At 63.2% G+C, this 20,294-nt stretch carries 22 protein-coding genes and 1 riboswitch; of the genes, 17 read left to right on the forward strand and 5 right to left on the reverse strand.

Annotation, left to right across the window (positions count from 1 at the left end; translation table 11 throughout):
• The first annotated feature begins 98 nt into the window (after positions 1-98).
• Positions 99-1,199, forward strand: coding sequence for a 3,4-dihydroxy-2-butanone-4-phosphate synthase (gene ribB, locus FJ959_RS07085; protein ID WP_140514808.1), 1,101 nt, complete (start codon positions 99-101; stop codon positions 1,197-1,199).
• Between the two features lie 50 nt (positions 1,200-1,249).
• Here the strand turns inward: ribB and FJ959_RS07090 are convergent, their stop codons facing one another.
• Positions 1,250-2,473, reverse strand: a complete 1,224-nt coding sequence (locus FJ959_RS07090; protein ID WP_140629225.1) for an MFS transporter — start codon at positions 2,471-2,473, stop codon at positions 1,250-1,252.
• Between the two features lie 120 nt (positions 2,474-2,593).
• Between FJ959_RS07090 and FJ959_RS07095 the strand changes: the two genes are divergently transcribed.
• Positions 2,594-3,199, forward strand: coding sequence for a TetR/AcrR family transcriptional regulator (locus FJ959_RS07095; RefSeq protein ID WP_140498058.1), 606 nt, complete (start codon positions 2,594-2,596; stop codon positions 3,197-3,199).
• Positions 3,200-3,242: 43 nt separating this feature from the next.
• On the opposite strand, the gene bluB is transcribed toward FJ959_RS07095, so the two are convergent.
• Positions 3,243-3,995 carry a 5,6-dimethylbenzimidazole synthase gene (bluB, locus tag FJ959_RS07100; protein ID WP_140629227.1) on the reverse strand — a complete coding sequence of 251 codons (753 nt, stop codon included), beginning with the start codon at positions 3,993-3,995 and terminating at the stop codon, positions 3,243-3,245.
• 48 nt (positions 3,996-4,043) lie between these two features.
• A riboswitch (cobalamin riboswitch) is annotated at positions 4,044-4,224 on the reverse strand.
• Between the two features lie 121 nt (positions 4,225-4,345).
• On the opposite strand from bluB, the gene FJ959_RS07105 reads away from it, so the two are divergent.
• The 6 genes from FJ959_RS07105 to FJ959_RS07130 all read left to right on the forward strand — a co-directional run bounded on the left by FJ959_RS07105 (position 4,346) and on the right by FJ959_RS07130 (position 9,311).
• Positions 4,346-5,272, forward strand: coding sequence for a histone deacetylase family protein (locus FJ959_RS07105; RefSeq protein ID WP_140629229.1), 927 nt, complete (start codon positions 4,346-4,348; stop codon positions 5,270-5,272).
• A 3-nt stretch (positions 5,273-5,275) separates the two neighbouring features.
• The gene (locus FJ959_RS07110; protein WP_140498064.1) at positions 5,276-5,527 is read left to right on the forward strand and encodes an exodeoxyribonuclease VII small subunit; all 252 of its coding nucleotides are present in this window, start codon (positions 5,276-5,278) and stop codon (positions 5,525-5,527) included.
• Positions 5,528-5,625: 98 nt separating this feature from the next.
• On the forward strand, positions 5,626-5,892 hold the full coding sequence (locus FJ959_RS07115; RefSeq protein ID WP_010914875.1) for a DUF2277 domain-containing protein: 267 nt from the start codon (positions 5,626-5,628) through the stop codon (positions 5,890-5,892).
• A 40-nt stretch (positions 5,893-5,932) separates the two neighbouring features.
• Complete coding sequence (locus tag FJ959_RS07120) at positions 5,933-6,853, forward strand: pirin family protein (RefSeq protein WP_140629231.1); 921 nt, start codon at positions 5,933-5,935, stop codon at positions 6,851-6,853.
• 77 nt (positions 6,854-6,930) lie between these two features.
• Positions 6,931-8,868 (forward strand): 1-deoxy-D-xylulose-5-phosphate synthase, encoded by a 1,938-nt coding sequence (gene dxs / locus FJ959_RS07125; RefSeq protein WP_181171924.1) that lies wholly within the window; start codon positions 6,931-6,933, stop codon positions 8,866-8,868.
• A gap of 149 nt (positions 8,869-9,017) precedes the next feature.
• Positions 9,018-9,311 carry a hypothetical protein gene (locus tag FJ959_RS07130; protein ID WP_140580773.1) on the forward strand — a complete coding sequence of 98 codons (294 nt, stop codon included), beginning with the start codon at positions 9,018-9,020 and terminating at the stop codon, positions 9,309-9,311.
• Between the two features lie 25 nt (positions 9,312-9,336).
• Here the strand turns inward: FJ959_RS07130 and FJ959_RS07135 are convergent, their stop codons facing one another.
• Positions 9,337-9,738 carry a GFA family protein gene (locus FJ959_RS07135; protein ID WP_140629233.1) on the reverse strand — a complete coding sequence of 134 codons (402 nt, stop codon included), beginning with the start codon at positions 9,736-9,738 and terminating at the stop codon, positions 9,337-9,339.
• Positions 9,739-9,912: 174 nt separating this feature from the next.
• Between FJ959_RS07135 and FJ959_RS07140 the strand changes: the two genes are divergently transcribed.
• The 3 genes from FJ959_RS07140 to FJ959_RS07150 all read left to right on the forward strand — a co-directional run bounded on the left by FJ959_RS07140 (position 9,913) and on the right by FJ959_RS07150 (position 12,344).
• Positions 9,913-10,677: a TlyA family RNA methyltransferase gene (locus FJ959_RS07140; protein ID WP_140580777.1), complete on the forward strand. Its 765-nt coding sequence runs from the start codon at positions 9,913-9,915 to the stop codon at positions 10,675-10,677.
• Complete coding sequence (locus FJ959_RS07145) at positions 10,674-11,909, forward strand: class I SAM-dependent RNA methyltransferase (RefSeq protein WP_140629235.1); 1,236 nt, start codon at positions 10,674-10,676, stop codon at positions 11,907-11,909. Before FJ959_RS07140 ends, FJ959_RS07145 begins: the two co-directional genes overlap by 4 nt.
• Positions 11,910-12,059: 150 nt before the next feature.
• The gene (locus FJ959_RS07150) at positions 12,060-12,344 is read left to right on the forward strand and encodes a hypothetical protein (protein ID WP_140629237.1); all 285 of its coding nucleotides are present in this window, start codon (positions 12,060-12,062) and stop codon (positions 12,342-12,344) included.
• A 21-nt stretch (positions 12,345-12,365) separates the two neighbouring features.
• Here the strand turns inward: FJ959_RS07150 and tldD are convergent, their stop codons facing one another.
• The gene (tldD, locus tag FJ959_RS07155; protein WP_140514821.1) at positions 12,366-13,778 is read right to left on the reverse strand and encodes a metalloprotease TldD; all 1,413 of its coding nucleotides are present in this window, start codon (positions 13,776-13,778) and stop codon (positions 12,366-12,368) included.
• 164 nt (positions 13,779-13,942) lie between these two features.
• On the reverse strand, positions 13,943-14,488 hold the full coding sequence (locus tag FJ959_RS07160; RefSeq protein WP_140494976.1) for an invasion associated locus B family protein: 546 nt from the start codon (positions 14,486-14,488) through the stop codon (positions 13,943-13,945).
• A 258-nt stretch (positions 14,489-14,746) separates the two neighbouring features.
• Here FJ959_RS07160 and coxB point away from each other — a divergent pair, with 258 nt between their 5' ends.
• From coxB to FJ959_RS07190, 6 genes are all read left to right on the forward strand, one after another.
• Complete coding sequence (gene coxB / locus FJ959_RS07165) at positions 14,747-15,763, forward strand: cytochrome c oxidase subunit II (protein ID WP_181171925.1); 1,017 nt, start codon at positions 14,747-14,749, stop codon at positions 15,761-15,763.
• Positions 15,764-15,801: 38 nt separating this feature from the next.
• A complete protein-coding gene (ctaD, locus tag FJ959_RS07170; RefSeq protein ID WP_140494972.1) occupies positions 15,802-17,454 on the forward strand; it encodes a cytochrome c oxidase subunit I in 1,653 nt (550 codons plus the stop codon).
• A gap of 72 nt (positions 17,455-17,526) precedes the next feature.
• Positions 17,527-18,471, forward strand: coding sequence for a heme o synthase (locus FJ959_RS07175; protein WP_140494970.1), 945 nt, complete (start codon positions 17,527-17,529; stop codon positions 18,469-18,471).
• Between the two features lie 2 nt (positions 18,472-18,473).
• On the forward strand, positions 18,474-18,635 hold the full coding sequence (locus tag FJ959_RS07180) for a hypothetical protein (protein WP_140494968.1): 162 nt from the start codon (positions 18,474-18,476) through the stop codon (positions 18,633-18,635).
• 8 nt (positions 18,636-18,643) lie between these two features.
• A complete protein-coding gene (locus tag FJ959_RS07185) occupies positions 18,644-19,276 on the forward strand; it encodes a cytochrome c oxidase assembly protein (RefSeq protein ID WP_140514826.1) in 633 nt (210 codons plus the stop codon).
• A 1-nt stretch (position 19,277) separates the two neighbouring features.
• A complete protein-coding gene (locus tag FJ959_RS07190) occupies positions 19,278-20,156 on the forward strand; it encodes a cytochrome c oxidase subunit 3 (RefSeq protein ID WP_140494964.1) in 879 nt (292 codons plus the stop codon).
• The last annotated feature ends 138 nt before the right edge of the window (positions 20,157-20,294 follow it).

The raw sequence follows: 20,294 nt of genomic DNA on the forward strand, positions 1-20,294 counted from the left end.
CAGTATGTTAAGCTGCCCGCGAGACGAGCAATTTTTCCTTTCCCCTACTCCCTTACCGCCCTATTCCCCTACTCCCTTGCGAGCGAAGCGAGCATTCCATGTCTTACGACCAGAAGAAGATCGTCGAAGCAATCCGGGCCTTCGAGCGCGGCGAGATCGTCGTCGTCATGGATGATGACGGACGCGAGAACGAGGGCGACCTGATCGTCGCCGCCGTCCATTGCACGCCGGAAAAGATGGCCTTCATCGTGCGCAACACTTCGGGCATCGTCTGCACGCCGATGCCGCGCGAGGAGGCCAAGCGCCTCAACCTTGCGCCGATGGTCGCCGACAATGATTCGGCGCACACCACCGCCTTCACGGTTAGCGTCGATTTCAAGCACGGCACCACGACTGGCATTTCAGCTGACGACCGCACGCTGACCGTGCGCAATCTCGCCAACGGCAATGTCGGCGCCTCCGATTTCGTCCGCCCCGGCCACATCTTCCCGCTCATCGCGCGCGAAGGCGGCGTGCTTATGCGTTCGGGCCATACCGAGGCGGCCGTCGATCTGTGCAAGCTCGCCGGCCTGCCGCCGATCGGCGTGATCTCGGAACTGGTCAATGATGACGGCACCGTCAAGCGCGGCCCGCAGGTCGCGGCTTTTGCCGAGGAGCACGGCCTCAAGCAGGTCTCGGTCGCCGACCTCATCGCCTATCGGCAACGCAAGGAAACACTGGTCGAACGCGTGGCATGCTCCGAGATCGACACGCTCGGCGGCAAGGCGCAGGTCTTCACCTACACGCTGCCCTGGGATTCCATGCACCATGTCGCCGTCGTCTTCGGCGACATCCGCGACGGAGAAGAGGTGCCTGTGCGTCTGCACTCCGAGGACGTGGTGACCGACGTCTTCGGCACCAGCCACCGGCTGGACGCCATCATGAAGGCGATGGGCGAGCGCAAGCGCGGCGTCATCGTCTATCTGCGCGAGGGCTCGGTCGGTGTCGCCCACCAGGAGCGCAACCGGCCGGCGAGCGGCGACCGGGAGGACCACGAAGAGGCGCGCCGCCGCGAGAATGAATGGCGCGAGATCGGGCTCGGTGCTCAGATCCTGAAGGATCTCGGCATTTCCTCGATCAATTTGATCGCCTCGCGCGAGCGCCACTATGTCGGCCTCGAAGGTTTTGGCATCCACATCGCCAAGACCGAGATTCTCTAGGTTCGACGGCGGCAATAGCGTCCGACCCGCTGAACCGGACGCGTCATGGTTCATTCCGCGGCAGCGACGGCCGCTTCACACCCATCCAACTCGCATTTGTGAGTGGCAAGACTGCGCTGGCCGAGCAGCACCGTGACCAGCGCGATGCCGCCCGCGACCACCGAGACCCAGAACCCGTTCTGGGCGCCGAACGCATCCACCACCGCGCCGGCGGCGAAAGAGCCCAGCGCCATGCCGATGCCGATTCCCGTTGTCACCCAGGTAATGCCCTCGGTCAGCATCGCTTCCGGCACATGCCGTTCGATCAGGCCGAATGCCGTGATGAAAGTCGGCGAGATCGCCACGCCGCTGATGAAGACGGTCAGCGCCAAAATCGGCACGCTGTCGGCGGTGAGCGGCAAAATCGTGCTGACTGCGATGATGGCGACCGCGACGGTCAGCTGGCGCTGTAGCGGCGTCTTGAGGTTGAGCGCGCCGACCACGATGCCCAACACGAACGATCCCAGCGCATAGACGCCGATCACCAGGCTCGCGGCACCGGCTTGGCCGAACTGCTTGGTGATCGCCACGGTGCTCACTTCCGTCGTCGCGAAGGTCGCGCCGATGAAGATTAGGGCGAAGGTGATGATCTGTACCGGCCGCAGGCGGATTGCCGAGCCAGTCGAACCATGGTCCACCGGCCGCACTTTCGGCTCGGTCGATCGCTGCAGGATGAATGCTATCGAGCCCAAAGCGAGAAACAACGTGCTCGCCAGCATGCCTGCTTCCGGAAACAGCGCCGCACTGAGGCCCACCGACAGCGCCGCGCCGGCGATATAGACCAGTTCGTCGGCCGCCGATTCGAAGGCGAAGGCGGTGTTCATCTCCGGCCGGCCGCGAAAAAGCTCGGTCCAGCGCGCGCGCACCATTGCCGGCATGCTGGGCATGGCCGCTGCCAGCAGCGCCGACACGAACGATGTCCATACCGGCCAATCCTGGTTGGCCGACGCAATCAGCAGCAGGAATGCCAGCACGGAGATGATGGTGGTGGGCACGACGATCCATGTCTGGCCGAGGCGGTCGACCAGCCTGGAGATCTGCGGCGCCAGGAAAGCGTTGGCCAGCGCGAATGTCGCCGAGACGGCACCCGCCAGCCAGTATTCGCCACGCGTCTGCGACAGCATCGCCACGATGCCGATCGGCGCCATGGCGATCGGCAGGCGCGCCATGAAGCCTGCAGCGGCAAAGCCCTTGGCGCCAGGGGCTCGAAAGATCTCGGAATAGGGGTTCTGCATGGTCCGTTCCTCGACAAAAGGCGATTCGGAAATTACATACGATGCGTATGAATACTAAATAGATCATACGTCGCGTATGTCAATTGGCATACGTGACGTATGTGGATAAGGCCAGAAGAGATGCACAAGCCCCGCAGGGAAATGATCGCCGAAACGCGCGCCAAATTGATTGCCGCGGCCCGGCATGCGTTCGGAACGATTGGTTATGCCGAGGCATCGATGGATGATTTCACCGCATCGGCCGGGCTGACGCGCGGTGCGCTCTATCATCATTTCGGGGACAAGAAGGGGCTTTTGCAGGCGGTTATCGCCGAGATAGACGCCGAGATGGCGGCACGGGTGAATGAGGTTGCAGCGAAAGCACCGACCCGCTGGCAAAGCTTCGTCGACGAATGCACGAGCTACATCGAAATGGCGCTGGAGCCGGAAATCCAGCGCATCATGTTTCGGGACGGTCCGGCCGTGCTGGGGGATCCCGCGCAATGGCCGAACGCCAATGCCTGCGTCGCGTCGATGACCGATCACCTGACGACGCTGCAGGGCGACGGGGTGGTTGTCCCGGGCGTAGACCCCGAGACCGCGGCACGGCTGATCAACGGGGCGAGCAGCCAGGCGGCGCAGCGGATCGCCAATTCGAACGACCCGGAAGCGACGTCGAAGACCGTGGTGGCGGCATTCAAGCAACTGCTCGAAGGATTGTTGAGGAAGGATGCCGGAGCCGCCTGACGACGGCAGGCCGCCGGCAGCTCTGGGCATGCCGTATCGGCAATCAAATCAAGAGTTTGTCAGACTTTTCGCATGTTGCCGCCTTGAGGCGTGCGATCGTTGATTTGAGCGGAACTTCGCCCTGTCCGCAAAACGTCTCGCTCATGATCAGCTCGGGCAGCGGCCGCCGCCGCCCCCAGCCATGTGTTTCGAGGTCCGGTTTCGGCGCGAACTCCGAGACACGGCCGACACAGAGATAGGCCACCGGCGTCACATGCTCGGGAATCGACAGAAGGCCTTTCAACGCCTGCGCCTCGATAATGCTGACCCAGCCGACGCCGACGCCTTCGGCGCGCGCCGCCAGCCAGAAATTCTGCACCGCGCAGACCGTGCTGTAGAGATCCATCTCGGGATTGTGCCAGCGTCCCAGCGGCGAACCCTGTGAGCGTCGGCGGTCGCAGGTGATACAGATATTGAGCGCGCTTTCGCAGATGCCTTCCAGCTTGAGCTTGCGGTAGAGCGCCCGCCGCTCTTCCTCGATCGCCGGCAATTCCTGCTCGCGCGCCGCGAGGAACAGGTCGCGCACCTGTTCCCGTCGTTCGGTGCCACGAATGACGATGAAATTCCATGGCTGCATGAAGCCGACCGATGGCGCGTGATGGGCGGCAAGCAGCAGCCGCGCCAAGACCTCGTCGTCGACGGCCTCTGATGTAAAATGGCTGCGGACATCGCGCCGCGTGAACATGGCGCGGTAGACCGCATCGCGCGCCATCTGGTCGAATCCGTCACCCACGGGGATGGTCATATTGTCCGGCATCGCTTGTCCCCTTGCGATTGCAATCAACTGCCGTCCGCCTGACCATGCGGATGACGATGCCTGCCAGGCCGGTCTTCTGGCTCGGGATCAACCCGCATCCGGCGCCTTCCCGTCATCGACAGTGGCATTTACCGGCGCGGTCCCCCTTACAGCGTTGGGCACGCCACGGTATCAAACCGTGTTCCCGATTCTCCCGCTCGCGGCGGGCACCAGGCAGTGGCCGGGACTTTACGACGAAGGCCCTGCGCCGCCAATCCCCGTGGCGACGCGAACGGACGCAAGCGCGATTTTCCCCAACCATCAGGCCGCAACGCATGGCCATCGCCGCGCCAGGGCACTAGATAGGGAGCATGGCCACTCGTCTCTACACCCATCCGATCTTCCTCGAGCACATCACGCCACCCGGCCATCCGGAGCGGCCGGACCGCTTGCGCGCCATTGAGCGCGTGCTCGACGACGAGGCTTTTGCCGCGCTCGACCGCCTCGAGGCGCCACAAGGCGATGAGGCCACCATTCTCTACGCGCATCCCGAGGATTTCGTCGAGCGGGTACGCGCCGCCATTCCCGAGACGGGCATCGCCCGCATCGATGCCGACACAACGGCCAGCCCGAAGAGCTGGCAGGCGGCGATCACCGCGATCGGAGCCGCCAACGCCGCCGTCGACGACGTCTTTGCCGGCAGGGCAGACAACGTTTTCGTCGCCGCCCGGCCGCCCGGCCATCATGCGGAGAAAGCGACGGCGATGGGCTTCTGCCTGTTCAACACGGCGGCCATCGCCGCACGTTATGCACAGCGCAAACACGATATCGAACGCGTCGCCATCGTCGACTGGGACGTGCATCACGGCAACGGCACGCAGGATATTTTCTGGGACGATCCGTCCGTGCTTTATTGCTCGACGCACCAGATGCCGCTCTACCCGGGCACCGGAGCAAAGAACGAAACCGGCGCCGGCAACATCGTCAACGCGCCGCTTGCGCCGCAGACCGGCAGCGAGGCGTTCCGCGATGCCTTCCTGTCGCGCGTGCTGCCCTCGCTCGACAATTTTGCACCCAACCTGATCATCATTTCGGCCGGCTTCGATGCGCATCATCGCGACCCGCTGGCCGAGATCAACCTGACCGAGGATGATTTCGACTGGGCGACCGGCCAACTCATGCAGCGCGCGGCGCGCCACAGCGGCAACCGGCTCGTCAGCCTGCTCGAGGGCGGCTACGATCTGCAAGGATTGGCATTTTCGGTCGCCGCCCATGTCGGGCGACTGATGAAAGGATGAATGATGGCTGGTGAAACCAACGAAGACGTCAAGGCGATGAGCTTCGAACAGGCTCTCGACGCGCTGGAGAAGATCGTCGATGATCTGGAGCGTGGCGATGTGCCGCTCGACCAGTCGATCAGGATCTACGAGCGCGGCGAGGCGCTGAAGGTGCATTGCGACCGGCTGCTCAAGGCGGCCGAGGACAAGGTGGAGAAGATCAGGCTGTCCCGCGACGGCAAGCCGGTCGGGACGGAGCCGCTGGACGCGGATTGAGGCACGCAGCCGTCTCTCTGGTTTTTGACACGATCATGATTGAGGATAGAACGCGTCCCGATTGAAACGGCTCCAGGACAAGAGGAGATACGGAAGCGATGTGCAGAAACATCAAGACCCTGTTCAATTTTGATCCGCCGGCGACCAACGACGAGGTGCGCGATGCAGCCCTTCAATTCGTTCGCAAGCTGAGCGGAACGACGCGGCCTTCGAAGCAGAACCAGCACGCATTCGACCATGCCGTCGAGGCCATCGCGGCGTCGGCGCGCGAGCTTCTCGATTCGCTTGAAACCAACCAGCATCCGCGCAATCGCGAGGAGGTTGCGGCCAAGCTGCGGGCGAAGGCGGCGATCCGCTTTGCCTGATCTGGCCAAAGCAGCCATCGGCCGCTGACAAGGAGAGTTCATGAGCTTCTTTCCCGGGAAGGATCCTGAAGCCGGCGATGCCTTTGCCAGCGACCAGATCGAATTGATGGTCATTCCGAACGCCAAGGACATTGGCGGTTTTCAGGTTCGCCGCGCCTTGCCGACCGCCAAAAGGCGGCTGGTCGGTCCCTTCATCTTCTTCGACCGCATGGGCCCGGCCATCCTGCGTGCCGGTCAGGCGCTCGACGTCCGGCCGCATCCTCATATCGGCCTGTCGACGGTCACCTACCTGTTCGACGGCAGGATCAGGCATCGCGATTCGCTCGGCACCGAGATGGTGATCGAGCCGGGTGACGTGAACCTGATGACCGCCGGCCGCGGCATCGTCCATTCGGAGCGCACGCCGGAAGAACTGCGCGGCGCGCCGATGTCGATCTCGGGGCTGCAGACATGGTTGGCGCTGCCGGACGGCAAGGAGGAAGTGGCGCCGGTTTTCGAAAACACCGCTGTCGCGAGGCTTCCCGACATCGACGCGGAAGGCGTCAGCGGCCGCATCGTTATAGGCGATTTTCAGGGGCTGCGTTCCCCGGTGCGAGCCGATTCCGAGACGCTCTACGCCGACCTCAGGCTGGCGCCCGGCGCCAGCGTGAAAATCCCTGCCGACGCGGAAGAACGCGCCATCTACACGCTGGAAGGCGAGGTCTCGATTTCCGGCGACGTGTTTCCGGCCGAACGGCTGCTGGTGTTCCGGCCCGGCGACGAGATCGTCGTATCCTCACAGGCCGGTGCCCATTTCATGCTGTTCGGCGGCGCCTCGCTGGGCTCGAAGCGCTACATCTGGTGGAATTTCGTCTCGTCCTCCAAGGAGCGCATCGAGCAGGCCAAGCAAGAATGGAAGACCGGCCGCTTCGACATCGTTCCCGGCGACGAGAAAGAGTTCATTCCACTGCCGGAAGGCTGAGAAAATCGATGAGGGAGCCGGCCTTCCGCGTCATTTGACAGGCATTTACTTTCGCCTGACGGCGGCCTATCCCGCGCATGAACAGAAGCCTGGGCCTACCCGTGAACGCAACGCCGCATACGCCGCTTCTCGACAAGGTCCGCATCCCGGCCGAGCTGCGCACGCTTTCCGAAAGCGAATTGCCGCAACTGGCATCGGAGCTTCGCCTCGAACTGATCGACGCGGTGTCGAGCACCGGCGGTCATCTCGGCGCCGGGCTTGGCGTGGTCGAACTGACCGTGGCGCTGCACTATGTCTTCAATACCCCCGATGACCGGTTGATCTGGGATGTCGGCCACCAGGCCTATCCGCACAAGATCCTGACCGGGCGCCGCGATCGCATCCGCACCCTGCGGCAGGAGGGCGGCCTCTCCGGCTTCACCCGCCGCACCGAGAGCGAATACGATCCGTTTGGCGCCGCCCACTCCTCGACGTCGATATCGGCCGGCCTCGGCATGGCGGCGGCCCGCGATCTTGCCGGCGGCCGCAACAATGTCATCGCTGTCATCGGCGACGGCGCCATGTCGGCCGGCATGGCCTACGAGGCGATGAACAACGCCGGCGCGCTCGATGCCCGCTTGATCGTCATCCTCAACGACAACGACATGTCGATCGCCCCGCCGACCGGCGCCATGAGCGCCTATCTGGCGCGCCTGGCCTCTGGCAAGGCCTATGTCGGCCTGCGCGACTTCGGCAAGAAACTGACCTCGTATCTTGGCAAGCGTGCCGACCGTGCCATCACCAGGGCGGTCGAGCATGCGCGCGGCTACGTCACCGGCGGCACGCTGTTCGAGGAGCTCGGCTTCTACCATATCGGTCCGATCGACGGCCACAATCTGGACCATCTGATCCCGGTGCTGAAAAATGTTCGTGACAATGGCAAGGGCCCCGTGCTGATCCATGTCGTCACCCAGAAGGGCAAGGGCTACGCGCCGGCCGAGGCCGCGGCCGACAAATATCACGGCGTCAACAAGTTCGACGTCATCACCGGCGCTCAGGCCAAGGCCCCGGCCAACGCGCCGGCCTATACCAAGGTGTTCGCCGAAAGCCTGATCCGGGAGGCCCAGGAGGACGAGCGCATCGTCGCCGTCACCGCCGCCATGCCGGGCGGCACCGGGCTTGACCTGTTCGGCGAAGTGTTTCCGGCCAGGACCTTCGACGTCGGCATCGCCGAACAGCATGCGGTGACGTTCGCGGCCGGCCTCGCGACCGAAGGCTACAAGCCGTTCGCGGCGATCTATTCGACCTTCTTGCAACGTGCCTACGATCAGGTCGTGCACGACGTGGCGATCCAGAAATTGCCGGTGCGCTTCCCCATCGATCGCGCCGGCTTCGTCGGAGCCGACGGCGCCACCCATTGCGGCGCCTTCGACACCACCTTCCTGGCCTCCCTGCCGGGCTTCGTCGTCATGGCGGCGGCCGACGAGGCGGAACTGCGCCACATGGTGCGCACCGCGGCAACCTACGATGACGGCCCGATCGCCTTCCGCTATCCGCGCGGCAATGGCGTCGGCGTCGACATGCCCGATCGCGGCTCGGTGCTCGAAATCGGCAAGGGCCGCATCATCAGGGAAGGCGGCAAGGTGGCACTCCTCTCCTTCGGCACGCGCTTGCAGGATTGCCTGATCGCGGCCGAGGAACTGGGCGCGTCCGGGCTTTCGACCACCGTCGCCGATGCGCGCTTCGCGAAGCCGCTCGACGAGGATCTGATCCGGCGGCTGGCCCGCTCGCACGAGGTTCTGGTCACGGTGGAGGAGGGCGCCATCGGCGGCTTCGCCAGTCACGTTTTGCAGTTCCTCGCCCATGAGGGCCTGCTGGAAAGCGGCCTGAAAGTGCGCCCGCTTGTGCTGCCGGACGTGTTTGCCGACCACGCCAAGCCGGAAAAGATGTATGCCGATGCCGGTCTCGATGCCGCCGGCATCGTCCATACGGTTTTCACCGCCCTCGGGCAGGCGGCCCACGCCCAGCGCGCCTGACTCGACACATCAAGCGTTTTGAATCGGTTTGCCGGCTCGATGTCGTAACGCATTGTTGACATTGCTGTTTGGCGTTTTGCTTACCGTGTCTCTTGCCCGTTTTTCAACGGCACGCTGCTAGGTTCTGGCCAGGCAGGGAGACAACAAAAGTGAAGACGCTTCTGTGCGGTGTGGCGATCCTGACCGCCATCGCAGCGCCGGCCATCGCCGGAACGCGCTACGACCGCAATCTCGAGAAGGCGGCCGTGGATATAGTCGCCAGCAGGATGGGGCATATCAGGGGCGGCTTCTCCTACAAGCAGCTGCCGCAGCTTGTTGTCCCGCCGGACGCCGCATCGGCATCCGCCGCGCCAGTCGAGCGCCCGCGCAGGGAAGTTGCCCGCGATCGGGATGACGGCCTGTCTCCCGCCGTCGAACGGCAGGCTCCCCGCACCATCTTCTGATCTCGCCCAAATCAAACCACCCAAATCAAAACCACATGTCGCGCACGCAGCGGCCATCGCGCGGCAGATCGTCGTAGGTCTCGAGACCGTCGAAATGGTCGATCGGCAGGTCGGCCACGGCTTCCGGCGGCGCAAGCCTTACATTGACGGCGATCCGCGTGCGGCCGGACTCGGCTGGGCGCAAACCGCGCCAGGCAAGCACGCACGCACATGTCGGGCAGAACAGGATCTCGAGCGTGGGTTCGGCCTTGCCGGCACGTTTATAGCTTTTTATCGGCCCCACGACGCGGATACGTTCATCGACAAAGTCGTAGGCCCAGAGCGTGCCGTAACGTCGGCACAGCGTGCAGTTGCAAGCGGTGATCGGCCCGGGATCGCCCTTCAAGGTCCAGTGGGCCGCACCGCAATGGCAGATTCCCGTCAGCATCCGTCCTCCTTCGCCTTCGGCAGCAAAACGGCGTTTCTTCCTTATCATCGTGGCCGACCTGATGCGATATGCGACTGGCCGCGAGCGGCTCTCTGCGGTCGCCGCCCTGGGGGATGTTGCTTCTCCCGCTCCAATATCCTTGCCTTCGCCGCCGGCTTTCGCCAAGGAAGACCGATGAATTTTCCCCCGCCAGCCAGCACGCGCCAGCGGCTCGACGATCTGCTCGTCCAGCGCGGCCTGTTTGCCAGCCGCTCGCGTGCCCGCGACGCGGTCGAGCGCGGCACGGTAACGGTGGACGGCGCTATTGCCCGAAAGCCTGGCCAGGCCGTGCAACCGGAATGTGTCATCGCCGTTGATGACCCGGCCCAAGGCTATGTCTCACGCGCGGCGCTGAAGCTGATCGCCGGGCTCGACCATTTCGGCCTCGATCCGGCCGGCTGTGAGGCGCTCGACATCGGCGCCTCGACCGGCGGATTCACCCAGGTCCTGCTCGAACGCGGCGCGACCCATGTCACGGCGATCGATGTCGGTCACGGACAGATGCATGCTGATATCGGCAAGGACGCGCGCGTGACGGTCATCGAGGGGCTGAACGCCCGCGATCTCTCAACCGCCGATCTTGGCGGCCGCAGTCCGGACTTCATAGTCTCCGACGTCAGTTTCATTTCACTGAAACTCGCCCTGCCGCCTGCGCTTGCCATCGCCAAGCCCGGTGCCGCAGCGATGTTTCTGGTCAAGCCGCAGTTCGAGGCGGGTCGCGAGGCGATCGGCAAGGGCGGCCTGCTGAAAGACCCCTATCATGCCGCCCGTGTCGCCGGCTTGCTGCAGGATTGGCTGGATGCCGTGCCCGGCTGGCGCTCGCTCGGCTTGCATCTGTCGCCGATCGAGGGCGGTGACGGCAATCGCGAATTCCTGCTTGGTGGGGTCAAGGACCGATGAGTGCACGCTTCACCATCAAAAAGCTTGGCGCCCAGGGGGATGGCATCGCCGACACCGAAAGCGGCGATCTGTTCATTCCTTTCACGCTGCCAGCCGAGGTCGTCACCGCGGCGCGTGAAAGGGATCGCGCCACGCTGATGGCGCTGATCGAGGCCTCGCCCCTGCGCATCGAACCCGCCTGCCGCCATTTCGGCGAGTGCGGCGGCTGCGCCCTCCAGCATTTGGAGGCGCAAGCCTATCAGCAGTGGAAGCGCGAGAAGGTCGTGCATGCGCTGAGAGGCATCGATTGCGAAATAGGCGGTCTGGTCGCCTGCGCGCCGCACACGCGCCGCCGCGTCGTGCTCGCCGCCAGGCGCACCGAAACAGGCATGCTGCTCGGCTTCAATCGCCATCTGTCGGCGGAAATCATTTCCATCTCCGAATGCCCGATCTCGCTGCCTGGGATCGTCAACGCGCTCGACAGCTTGAGGGCACTCGCCGAATTGATCTGCGCCACCCCGAAATCGTTTCGCATGGCAGTCACAGTGACGGGTTCCGGCCTCGACGTGGCGGTGCATGAATCGGGCAAGCTCGGCGAAAACCAGCGCCGCATCGCCGCCAATTTTGTCATTGCGCAGGGCTTTGCCAGACTGTCCATCGATGACGAGATCATCATCGAGCCGAAGAAGCCTGTCGTCATGTTCGGCAGCGTTGCCGTCGCGGTGCCGCCGGGCGCCTTCCTGCAGGCGACGGAGGCAGCCGAACGGACCATGGCCGATATCGTCGGCGGACATCTGAAACGTGCCAAAAAAATTGCCGATCTCTTCGCCGGCTGCGGCAGCTTCGCCCTGCGGTTGGCCGCGAGATCGGAAGTGCATGCGGTGGAGGGCGATGCGGCCGCACTTTCGGCGCTCGATCGGGGTTCACGCTTCGCCACCGGCCTGAAACGCGTGACCGGCGAGCGCCGAGACCTGTTCCGCCGTCCGCTGACGTTCAAGGAGTTAAACGCCTTTGATGGCGTTGTCTTCGATCCGCCCCGCGCGGGCGCGGAGGATCAGTCGAAGCAGATCGCCCGCTCGGATGTTCCATTCGTTGCCGCGGTCTCCTGCAACCCGGTGACGCTCGCGCGGGATTTGCGCATCCTCATCGACGGCGGCTACGCGGTGAAAAGCGTGACGCCGATCGATCAGTTTCTGTGGTCGCCCCATGTCGAGGCTGTTGCCTTGCTGGAGAAGCCGCGGAAAAGACGTTAGGCGCTTAGCCCTGCTCAGCGAGACTGGTCGCGTCATGCAGTCTGCCCCGAAATCCCAGCCAGATTTATCGCTAAAGTTGTGGATCATCGCCACTGCAGTTGAATCTGCCCTCGAAAAAGACATAATCCAAGTTGGGATAAGGGGGAGAAGATGATTTCACCAGGTTTTGTTGCCGAGATTTTTGGTTCGGCTCTCATCATGGCGCTCACCGGTGCGGTGCTCGCTTGGATCTTGACAAAATTCACGCGTGTGGGGCTGGTGCCATCCTATGCGCTAGGCGTCGCGGTCATGACGTTTGTCGGCGCTGCGCTCTATGTCTCCGGCCATGATGGGACCGTCGACTACCTGAGTGCATGGACCCGGTACGCGATCGGCGGCGTTGTCGGTTTCCTGATCCTGTACGCTACGTCGCGCCGGTCTGTGAGCAAGACCTAGCAGACTGGCCACGAGGCGGCTTCAAACCCTTGTGCCGCCGACCGTCATCTGGTCCATCCTGAGGTGCGGCTGGCCGACGCCGACCGGCACGCCCTGTCCAGCCTTGCCGCACATGCCAATGCCGTTGTCCAGCTTCATGTCGTTGCCGATCATCGAAACGCGGTGCATGGCGTCGGGCCCGTTACCGATCAGCATGGCGCCCTTGATCGGCTGCGTCACCTTGCCGTTCTCGATCATGTAGGCTTCGGTGCAGCCGAACACAAATTTTCCGGAGGTGATGTCGACCTGGCCGCCGCCGAAGGAGACGGCATAGATGCCGTTCCTGACCGAGGCGATGATCTCGTCCGGCTCCATGTCGCCCGATGTCATGTAGGTGTTGGTCATGCGCGGCATCGGCTGGTGCGCGTAGCCCTCGCGCCTTCCGTTGCCGGTGGCCCGCATGCCCATCAGCCGGGCGTTCTGGCGATCCTGCATGTAACCGACCAGCTTGCCGTCCTCGATCAGCACGTTGCGCGCCGAAGGCGTGCCTTCATCGTCGACGGTGAGTGACCCGCGTCGTTCCGCGATCGTGCCGTCATCGACGACGGTGACGCCCTTTGCCGCCACCTGCTGGCCCATCAGGCCGGCGAAAGCCGAAGTTTTCTTGCGGTTGAAGTCGCCTTCCAGCCCGTGGCCGACGGCCTCGTGCAGCATGACGCCGGGCCAGCCGCTGGAGAGCACGATGTCGAACGTGCCGGCCGGCGCCGGTACGGCTTCGAGATTGACCAGCGCCTGGCGCAGCGCCTCCTTGGCGGCGTGCTTCCAGCTGTCCTCGACGAGGAAGTCGCCGAACGCCTTGCGTCCGCCCATGCCGTAGGAGCCGCTTTCCTGGCGGTCGCCGTCGCCGACCACCACCGACACGTTCACCCTGACCAGCGGCCGGATGTCGCGCACCACCTGGCCGTCGGCGCGCACGATCTCGACATGCTGCCAGGACGAGGTCAGCGATGCCGAGACCTGGCGCACGCGCGGATCCTCGGCGCGCAGCCATGCGTCGACTTCCTGCAACAGCTTCGCCTTGGCCTCGAAGGAAGGGGAGGGGATCGGGTTCTCATCGCCATAGAGATGGCGGTTGGTGCGGGCGGGCGCGGCGGCAAGCGTTCCGGAATAACCGCCCTTAACGGTCGAGACGGCGTCAGCCGCGCGTCGCAGCGAAGCCTCGGACAGGTCGCTGGAGTGGGCATAGCCGCTGGCTTCGCCGGCAACCGCGCGTAGGCCGAAACCCTGGTCGGTGTTGAAATTGGCCGTCTTCAGCCGACCGTTGTCGAACATCAGCGCTTCGCTCTCGCTGTATTCGACGAACAACTCGCCATCGTCGGCGCCGTTGATGGTCTCTGCGACGATCTCCTTGACGCGATCGTCGGAAATATCGAATTGGCCGATAAGGCTGTTCATGGCGTATGTCCGTGGATGAATGGTTATATCCGGGATGTAGGCGCGAAGCCGCGCCCAGACAATCGCCAATCGTCATTCAAATGCAGGGCGGCGGCGTCCCGGATCTATCCCAGGTCCGGAAAACCTATCGTTGATCGGCAGCTCCCGGGTCGAGGCGCGGGAGTCTACGGCAGGGCCGCAAATCCGTCAGCAAAACCCTTGAGGTCCACCGGGATGCCGATGCCTTCTTCTGGCGTCTGGAAGACGATGAACGTGGCCGACGTGCCGGTCTTCAGCGTATCGAGCAGCGGCTTCTCGAGAATGACCTCAGCGTAGCAGCCGTCCTGGAAGCAGCGCACGAAATAAGCGCGGCCGATATCCTTGCCGTCGACATTGAGGCCGAGCCCGTTGGGCAAGAGCACGCCGAGCGGCGCCAGCACGCGCAGGATCTCCGCCTTGTTGTCGGCGGTGCGCAGCACCACGACCGACAGCCCCATCTCGGGGCGGTCCTCGGCGACGACGTTCTGCATCATCACGCATTGTTCGGACGTGGCGCCGGCCGGCGTGTCGCAGATGATCGACCACGCGCCATGGGTCGAGCGCACCGTGCCGCTCGGCTGGGCCGCGTTGGCCTGGCCGGCGGCCGACAAGCCGGCGACGGACAAGGCGGCGAGAAAGATGACCTTCGCCAAGGGGCTCGAAAGCCCAAATCCCGACAGCCAAGAGTTCATGACGGCTCCATTGCGAATCACGGCACTTTAAGCCGCGCCAAAGCCAAGTAAAGGACGAGACAGCGGCCGAGCCGCCACGAAAATGCCCATGCGGCGCTTTTCCTAGCCAATTTCGCCCGAATTACGACGCCAGGCGCGCCGGCCGGCAGGAAGCAGCCGATCCGTTGAACATAGCCGATTCGCCATGGCGGCCGCCGCCTTCAAAGATGCATTCCGGCTTGCGCGCAAAAATGCCGCACGGTTTCCTCCGCTCCTTTCTTGCGGAGGGAAAAAGAGTATGGTTTGAACCAGCTTGAGACAGTCGGGATTCCCGTCCCGGCATTGTTCGTTATTCTCGTGGACACAGCCGCGAGGAACTGGGAGACGAAGAGGGCGATGAGAAATTTCCTGGCAAACGCCAAGCTTCCAGCAAGTGCCAAGTTTCTAAGCGCTTGTGCCGTTACCACGTTTTTCGCCGGCACGGCCGCCCATGCCGATCAGCCCGTCGAGTGGGAGACGACCTTCCAGGCGCCGGCAACCGACATGATGCGCCAGATCGAGTGGTTCGGAAACTACACGATGTGGTTCATCATCCCGATCACCGCCCTGGTATTGGTCCTTCTGATCTACTGCATCGTGAAATTCCGCGCGAGCGCCAACCCGGTTCCGTCCAAGACCAGCCACAACACGCTGATCGAGGTGATCTGGACTGTCGGCCCCGTCGTCGTCCTGCTCTGCCTCGCCATCCCCTCGTTCCAGCTCTTGACCGCGCAGTACACGCCGCCGGAAGAAGCCAAGCTCACCGTCAAGGCGACGGGCAACCAGTGGAACTGGGATTACGAATACCAGACCGACAACACGCTCTCGTTCAACTCGGCGATCCTCCAGGATGGCGACCGTGCCGCCGCCGGCAAGGAAGATCGCAAGGTCTATCCGCGCCTGCTTGCCGTCGACAACGAGATGGTGGTGCCCGTCCACACGATGACCCGGGTGCTCGTCACCGCGACCGACGTGATCCATTCCTTCGCCATGCCGTCCTTCGGCATCAAGATAGATGCCATTCCCGGCCGCACCAACGAGACCTGGTTCAAGGCGGAGAAGGAAGGCCTCTATTACGGCCAGTGCTCGCAGCTTTGCGGCAAGGACCATGCCTTCATGCCGATCGCCATCCGCGTCGTCTCCGACGCGCAGTTCAAGACCTGGCTGGCTGCGGCCAAGGCCGATCTGCCCGGCGCCAACAAGACGCTGATGGCCGAGGTCGATGGCCAGAACAAGGTAGCGGCCGCCGGCAACTGATGCCGCGGGTTAGCAAGATTTAGGGAACGGAGCGGAACATGGCAGACGCTGCAGCTCACGACGGGCACGACCACAAGCCTTATCATGGTTGGGTGCGCTGGGTTTATTCGACCAACCACAAGGACATCGGTACGCTCTACCTGATCTTCGCGATCATGGCCGGCATCATCGGCGGCGCGCTGTCGGTCGCCATCCGCATGGAGTTGCAGGAGCCTGGCATCCAGATCTTTAGCGGTCTGGCGCAGATGGTCTACGGCATGAACGGTGACGCCGCGATCGACGGCGGCAAGAGCATGTACAACGCCTTCGCCACGGCGCACGCGCTGATCATGATCTTCTTCATGGTCATGCCGGCCCTGATCGGCGGTTTTGCCAACTGGATGGTGCCGATCATGATCGGCGCCCCGGACATGGCGTTCCCGCGCATGAACAACATCTCGTTCTGGCTGCTGCCGCCGGCTTTCATCCTGCTGCTTATCTCGATGTTCGTGCCGAGCGCGCCTGGCGCCTACGGCGTCGGCGGCGGCTGGACGCTCTATCCGCCGCTTTCGACCTCCGGTCAGCCCGGTCCGGCCATGGATCTGGCGATCCTGTCGATCCACATCGCCGGCGCGTCCTCGATCCTGGGTGCCATCAACTTCATTACCACCATCTTCAACATGCGCGCGCCAGGCATGACGCTGCACAAGATGCCGCTGTTTGCCTGGTCGGTGCTGGTCACCGCATTCCTGCTGCTGCTGTCGCTTCCGGTCCTTGCCGGCGGCATCACCATGCTGCTTACCGACCGCAATTTCGGCACGACCTTTTTCGCTCCCGACGGCGGCGGCGATCCGCTGCTGTTCCAGCACCTGTTCTGGTTCTTCGGCCATCCGGAAGTGTATATCCTGATCCTGCCGGGCTTCGGCATCATCAGCCATATCGTCTCGACCTTCTCGCGCAAGCCGGTGTTCGGCTACCTCGGCATGGCCTACGCCATGGTCGCGATCGGCGCGGTCGGCTTCATCGTCTGGGCGCACCACATGTACACGACCGGTCTGTCGCTCGACACGCAGCGCTACTTCGTCTTCGCCACCATGGTCATCGCGGTGCCGACGGGCGTGAAGATCTTCTCCTGGATCGCGACGATGTGGGGCGGATCGATATCGTTCAAGCCGCCGATGCTGTGGGCGCTGGGCTTCATCTTCCTGTTCACGATCGGTGGTGTTACCGGGGTTCAGCTGGCCAATGCCGGTCTCGACCGGTCGCTGCACGACACCTATTTCGTGATCGCGCACTTCCATTACGTGCTGTCGCTGGGGGCGGTGTTCGCCATCTTCGCCGGCTGGTACTACTGGTTCCCGAAGATGACCGGCTACATGTATTCGCCCGTCATCGCCAACACCCATTTCTGGGTCATGTTCGTCGGCGTCAACCTTGTCTTCTTCCCGCAGCACTTCCTCGGCCTTGCTGGCATGCCGCGCCGCACCATCGACTATCCGGACGCGTTTGCGGGCTGGAACATGGTGTCGTCCTACGGTTCGTACATTTCGGCCGTCGGCGTGGTGATCTTCCTCTATGGCGTGTTCGAAGCCTTCCAGAAGAAGCGGATCGCTGGCGCCAATCCATGGGGCGAGGGCGCAACGACGCTGGAATGGCAGCTGCCTTCACCGCCGCCGTTCCACCAGTGGGAGCAGCTGCCGAAGATCAAATAAGGCGGCAGCCCGGAATCGAAACCGCCGGTTCGCCGGCGGTTTCGGCCAAACGGAATATGGATTTGAGTACGCATGGCCCTTGTCGACGAAACCAGCATTGACGAAGCGGGCTTCCGCATGTCGGAAGCGACGGCGGGTGATTTCTTCGCCCTCCTGAAGCCGCGCGTCATGTCGCTGGTGGTGTTCACCGCCTTTGTCGGACTGGTCGCGGCACCCGTGACCATCAATCCGCTGCTGGCGGTGATCGCGATCCTGGCTATTGCCATCGGGGCTGGTGCCTCCGGCGCGCTCAATATGTGGTACGATGCCGATATCGACGCGGTGATGACACGCACCGCCACCCGCCCCGTGCCGGCCGGCCGCATCCAGCCCCACGAGGCGTTGAGCTTTGGGTTGGTGCTTTCGGTTTTGTCGGTGATGACGCTCGGCGTGCTGGTCAACTGGCTGTCGGCGGCGCTGCTGGCCTTCACCATCTTCTTCTATGCCGTCGTCTACACGATGTGGCTGAAGCGCTGGACGCCGCAGAACATCGTCATTGGCGGTGCTGCCGGCGCCATTCCGCCCGTCATCGGCTGGGCCGCGGTGACCGGCACGGTCAGCCTGGAGAGCGTCGTCCTGTTCCTCATCATCTTTCTGTGGACGCCGCCGCATTTCTGGGCGCTGGCGCTGTTCAAGTCGCAGGATTATGAACGCGCCGGCATCCCGATGATGCCCAATGTCGCCGGCCCGGCGTCGACCCGCCGTCAGATCTTCGCCTATGCTCTGGTGCTGGCCCCGGTCGGTGTGCTGCCGTGGCTGCTTGGCTACACCACGCCGTTCTATGGCGTGGCTGCCCTGCTGCTCGGGCTCGGCTTTGTCTGGTATGCGTGGAAAGTGCTTGGCATGTCCGACGACGATCGCGCGATGAAGCCAGCCAAGGCGTTGTTCGGCTATTCGCTGCTCTATCTCTTCGCCATCTTCGCGGTCTATCTCGCCGACAGCGTCGTCGAACGTGCACTTGCGGTGGGTGGAGCATGAGCATGATCGAAGACAAGCTCGAAACGGTCACCTTGACCGAACGCCAGCGGAAGGCCCGGCGCAACCGCTCGGTCGCCATCGGCGTAGCCTTGGCCGTGCTGGTCGTTATCTTCTATATCGCGACGATCGTGAAGTTCGGTCATAACCTCTCTGGCACGATGTGAGGCGGGAGATGGGTGTCGACACGAGTGCCAAACCGGCCGGGCACAACAGCAACCGCCTTGTTGCGGCCGTCTGCCTTGCCTTCTTCACCGGCATGATCGGCATGGCCTATGCCGCGGTGCCGCTGTACAAGATGTTCTGCCAGGCGACAGGCTATGGCGGCACGACGCAACGCGTCGAGAAGCAGTATGCCGGCCGCGTGCTCGATCGCGAGATCACCGTCCGCTTCGATGCCAATATCGCCGGCGTGCCGTGGGATTTCCAGCCGGTCCAGCGCTCGATGACCATGAAGATCGGCGAGACGGTGCAGGCGCACTATCAGGCGACCAACAAGTTCGATCGCCCCATCACCGGCCGCGCCACCTTCAATGTCCAGCCTGAACTGGCGGGTCCCTATTTCAACAAGGTCGAATGCTTCTGCTTCACCGACACCACGCTGAAGCCCGGCGAAACGCTTGACATGCCGGTCCTGTTCTACGTGGACCCCGATATCGTCAACGTGCCGGAACTGAAGGACGTGAAGACGATCACCCTGTCCTACACGATGTTTCCGGTCGAGAAGAACAAGCCGGTCGCATCGTCGGAGCCGGTCCAGGGCAACAGCAAGACAATTTCAAATACCGAAGGAAATCTCGGGGGTTGATATGGCAGACGCGCACGCAAAACATCACGACTATCATCTCGTCGACCCGAGCCCGTGGCCTTTCCTGGGATCGATAGGGGCGCTCGTCACCGCCTTTGGCGGCGTTTGCCTCATGGAATACCTGAAGGGCGGCTCGTTCCCGATCTTCGGCTTCAACATCGCCAATCCGTGGCTGTTCTTCATCGGCCTTGCTATCGTCCTCTACACCATGTTCGCCTGGTGGTCGGACACGATCAAGGAAGCGCATGAGGGCCATCACACGCGGGTCGTGTCGTTGCATCTGCGCTATGGCATGATCATGTTCATCGCCTCCGAGGTGATGTTCTTCGTCGCTTGGTTCTGGGCCTATTTCGATGCCAGCCTGTTTCCGAGCGAAGCCCATCAATATGCCCGCACCGCGTTCACCGGCGGTGTCTGGCCGCCGAAGGGCATGGAGGTTCTCGATCCTTTCCATCTGCCGCTCTATAACACCGTGATCCTGCTGTTGTCGGGCACCACGGTCACCTGGGCGCACCACTCCCTTATCCACGGCGATCGCAAGGGGCTGATCAACGGACTGGTGCTGACCGTCGGCCTCGGCATGCTGTTCACCATGGTGCAGGCCTACGAGTACATGCATGCTCCGTTCGCCTTCAAGGATTCCATCTATGGCGCCACCTTCTTCATGGCGACCGGCTTCCACGGCTTCCATGTCATCATCGGCACCATCTTCTTGGCCGTCTGCCTGATCCGCGCCATGAAGGGCGATTTCACGCCCAAGCAGCATTTCGGTTTCGAGGCTGCCGCATGGTACTGGCATTTCGTCGACGTGGTCTGGCTGTTCCTGTTCGCCTCGATCTATGTCTGGGGATCGGTCGGCGCGGTAATCGAAGCCCACTGATACCGGTCTGATGATTTTTGAAGGGGCGGCTGCGGCAACGTGGCCGCCCTTCTTCTTTTCGGTGCAATGCGATCCGGGCGGTTGCGAGGGCGCACAGTGTCGATGCCGGCGGCATGATCATGATCCGCGGCCAGCCGA

The organism is Mesorhizobium sp. B2-2-4 (assembly GCF_006442375.1).
Classification (GTDB): domain Bacteria; phylum Pseudomonadota; class Alphaproteobacteria; order Rhizobiales; family Rhizobiaceae; genus Mesorhizobium.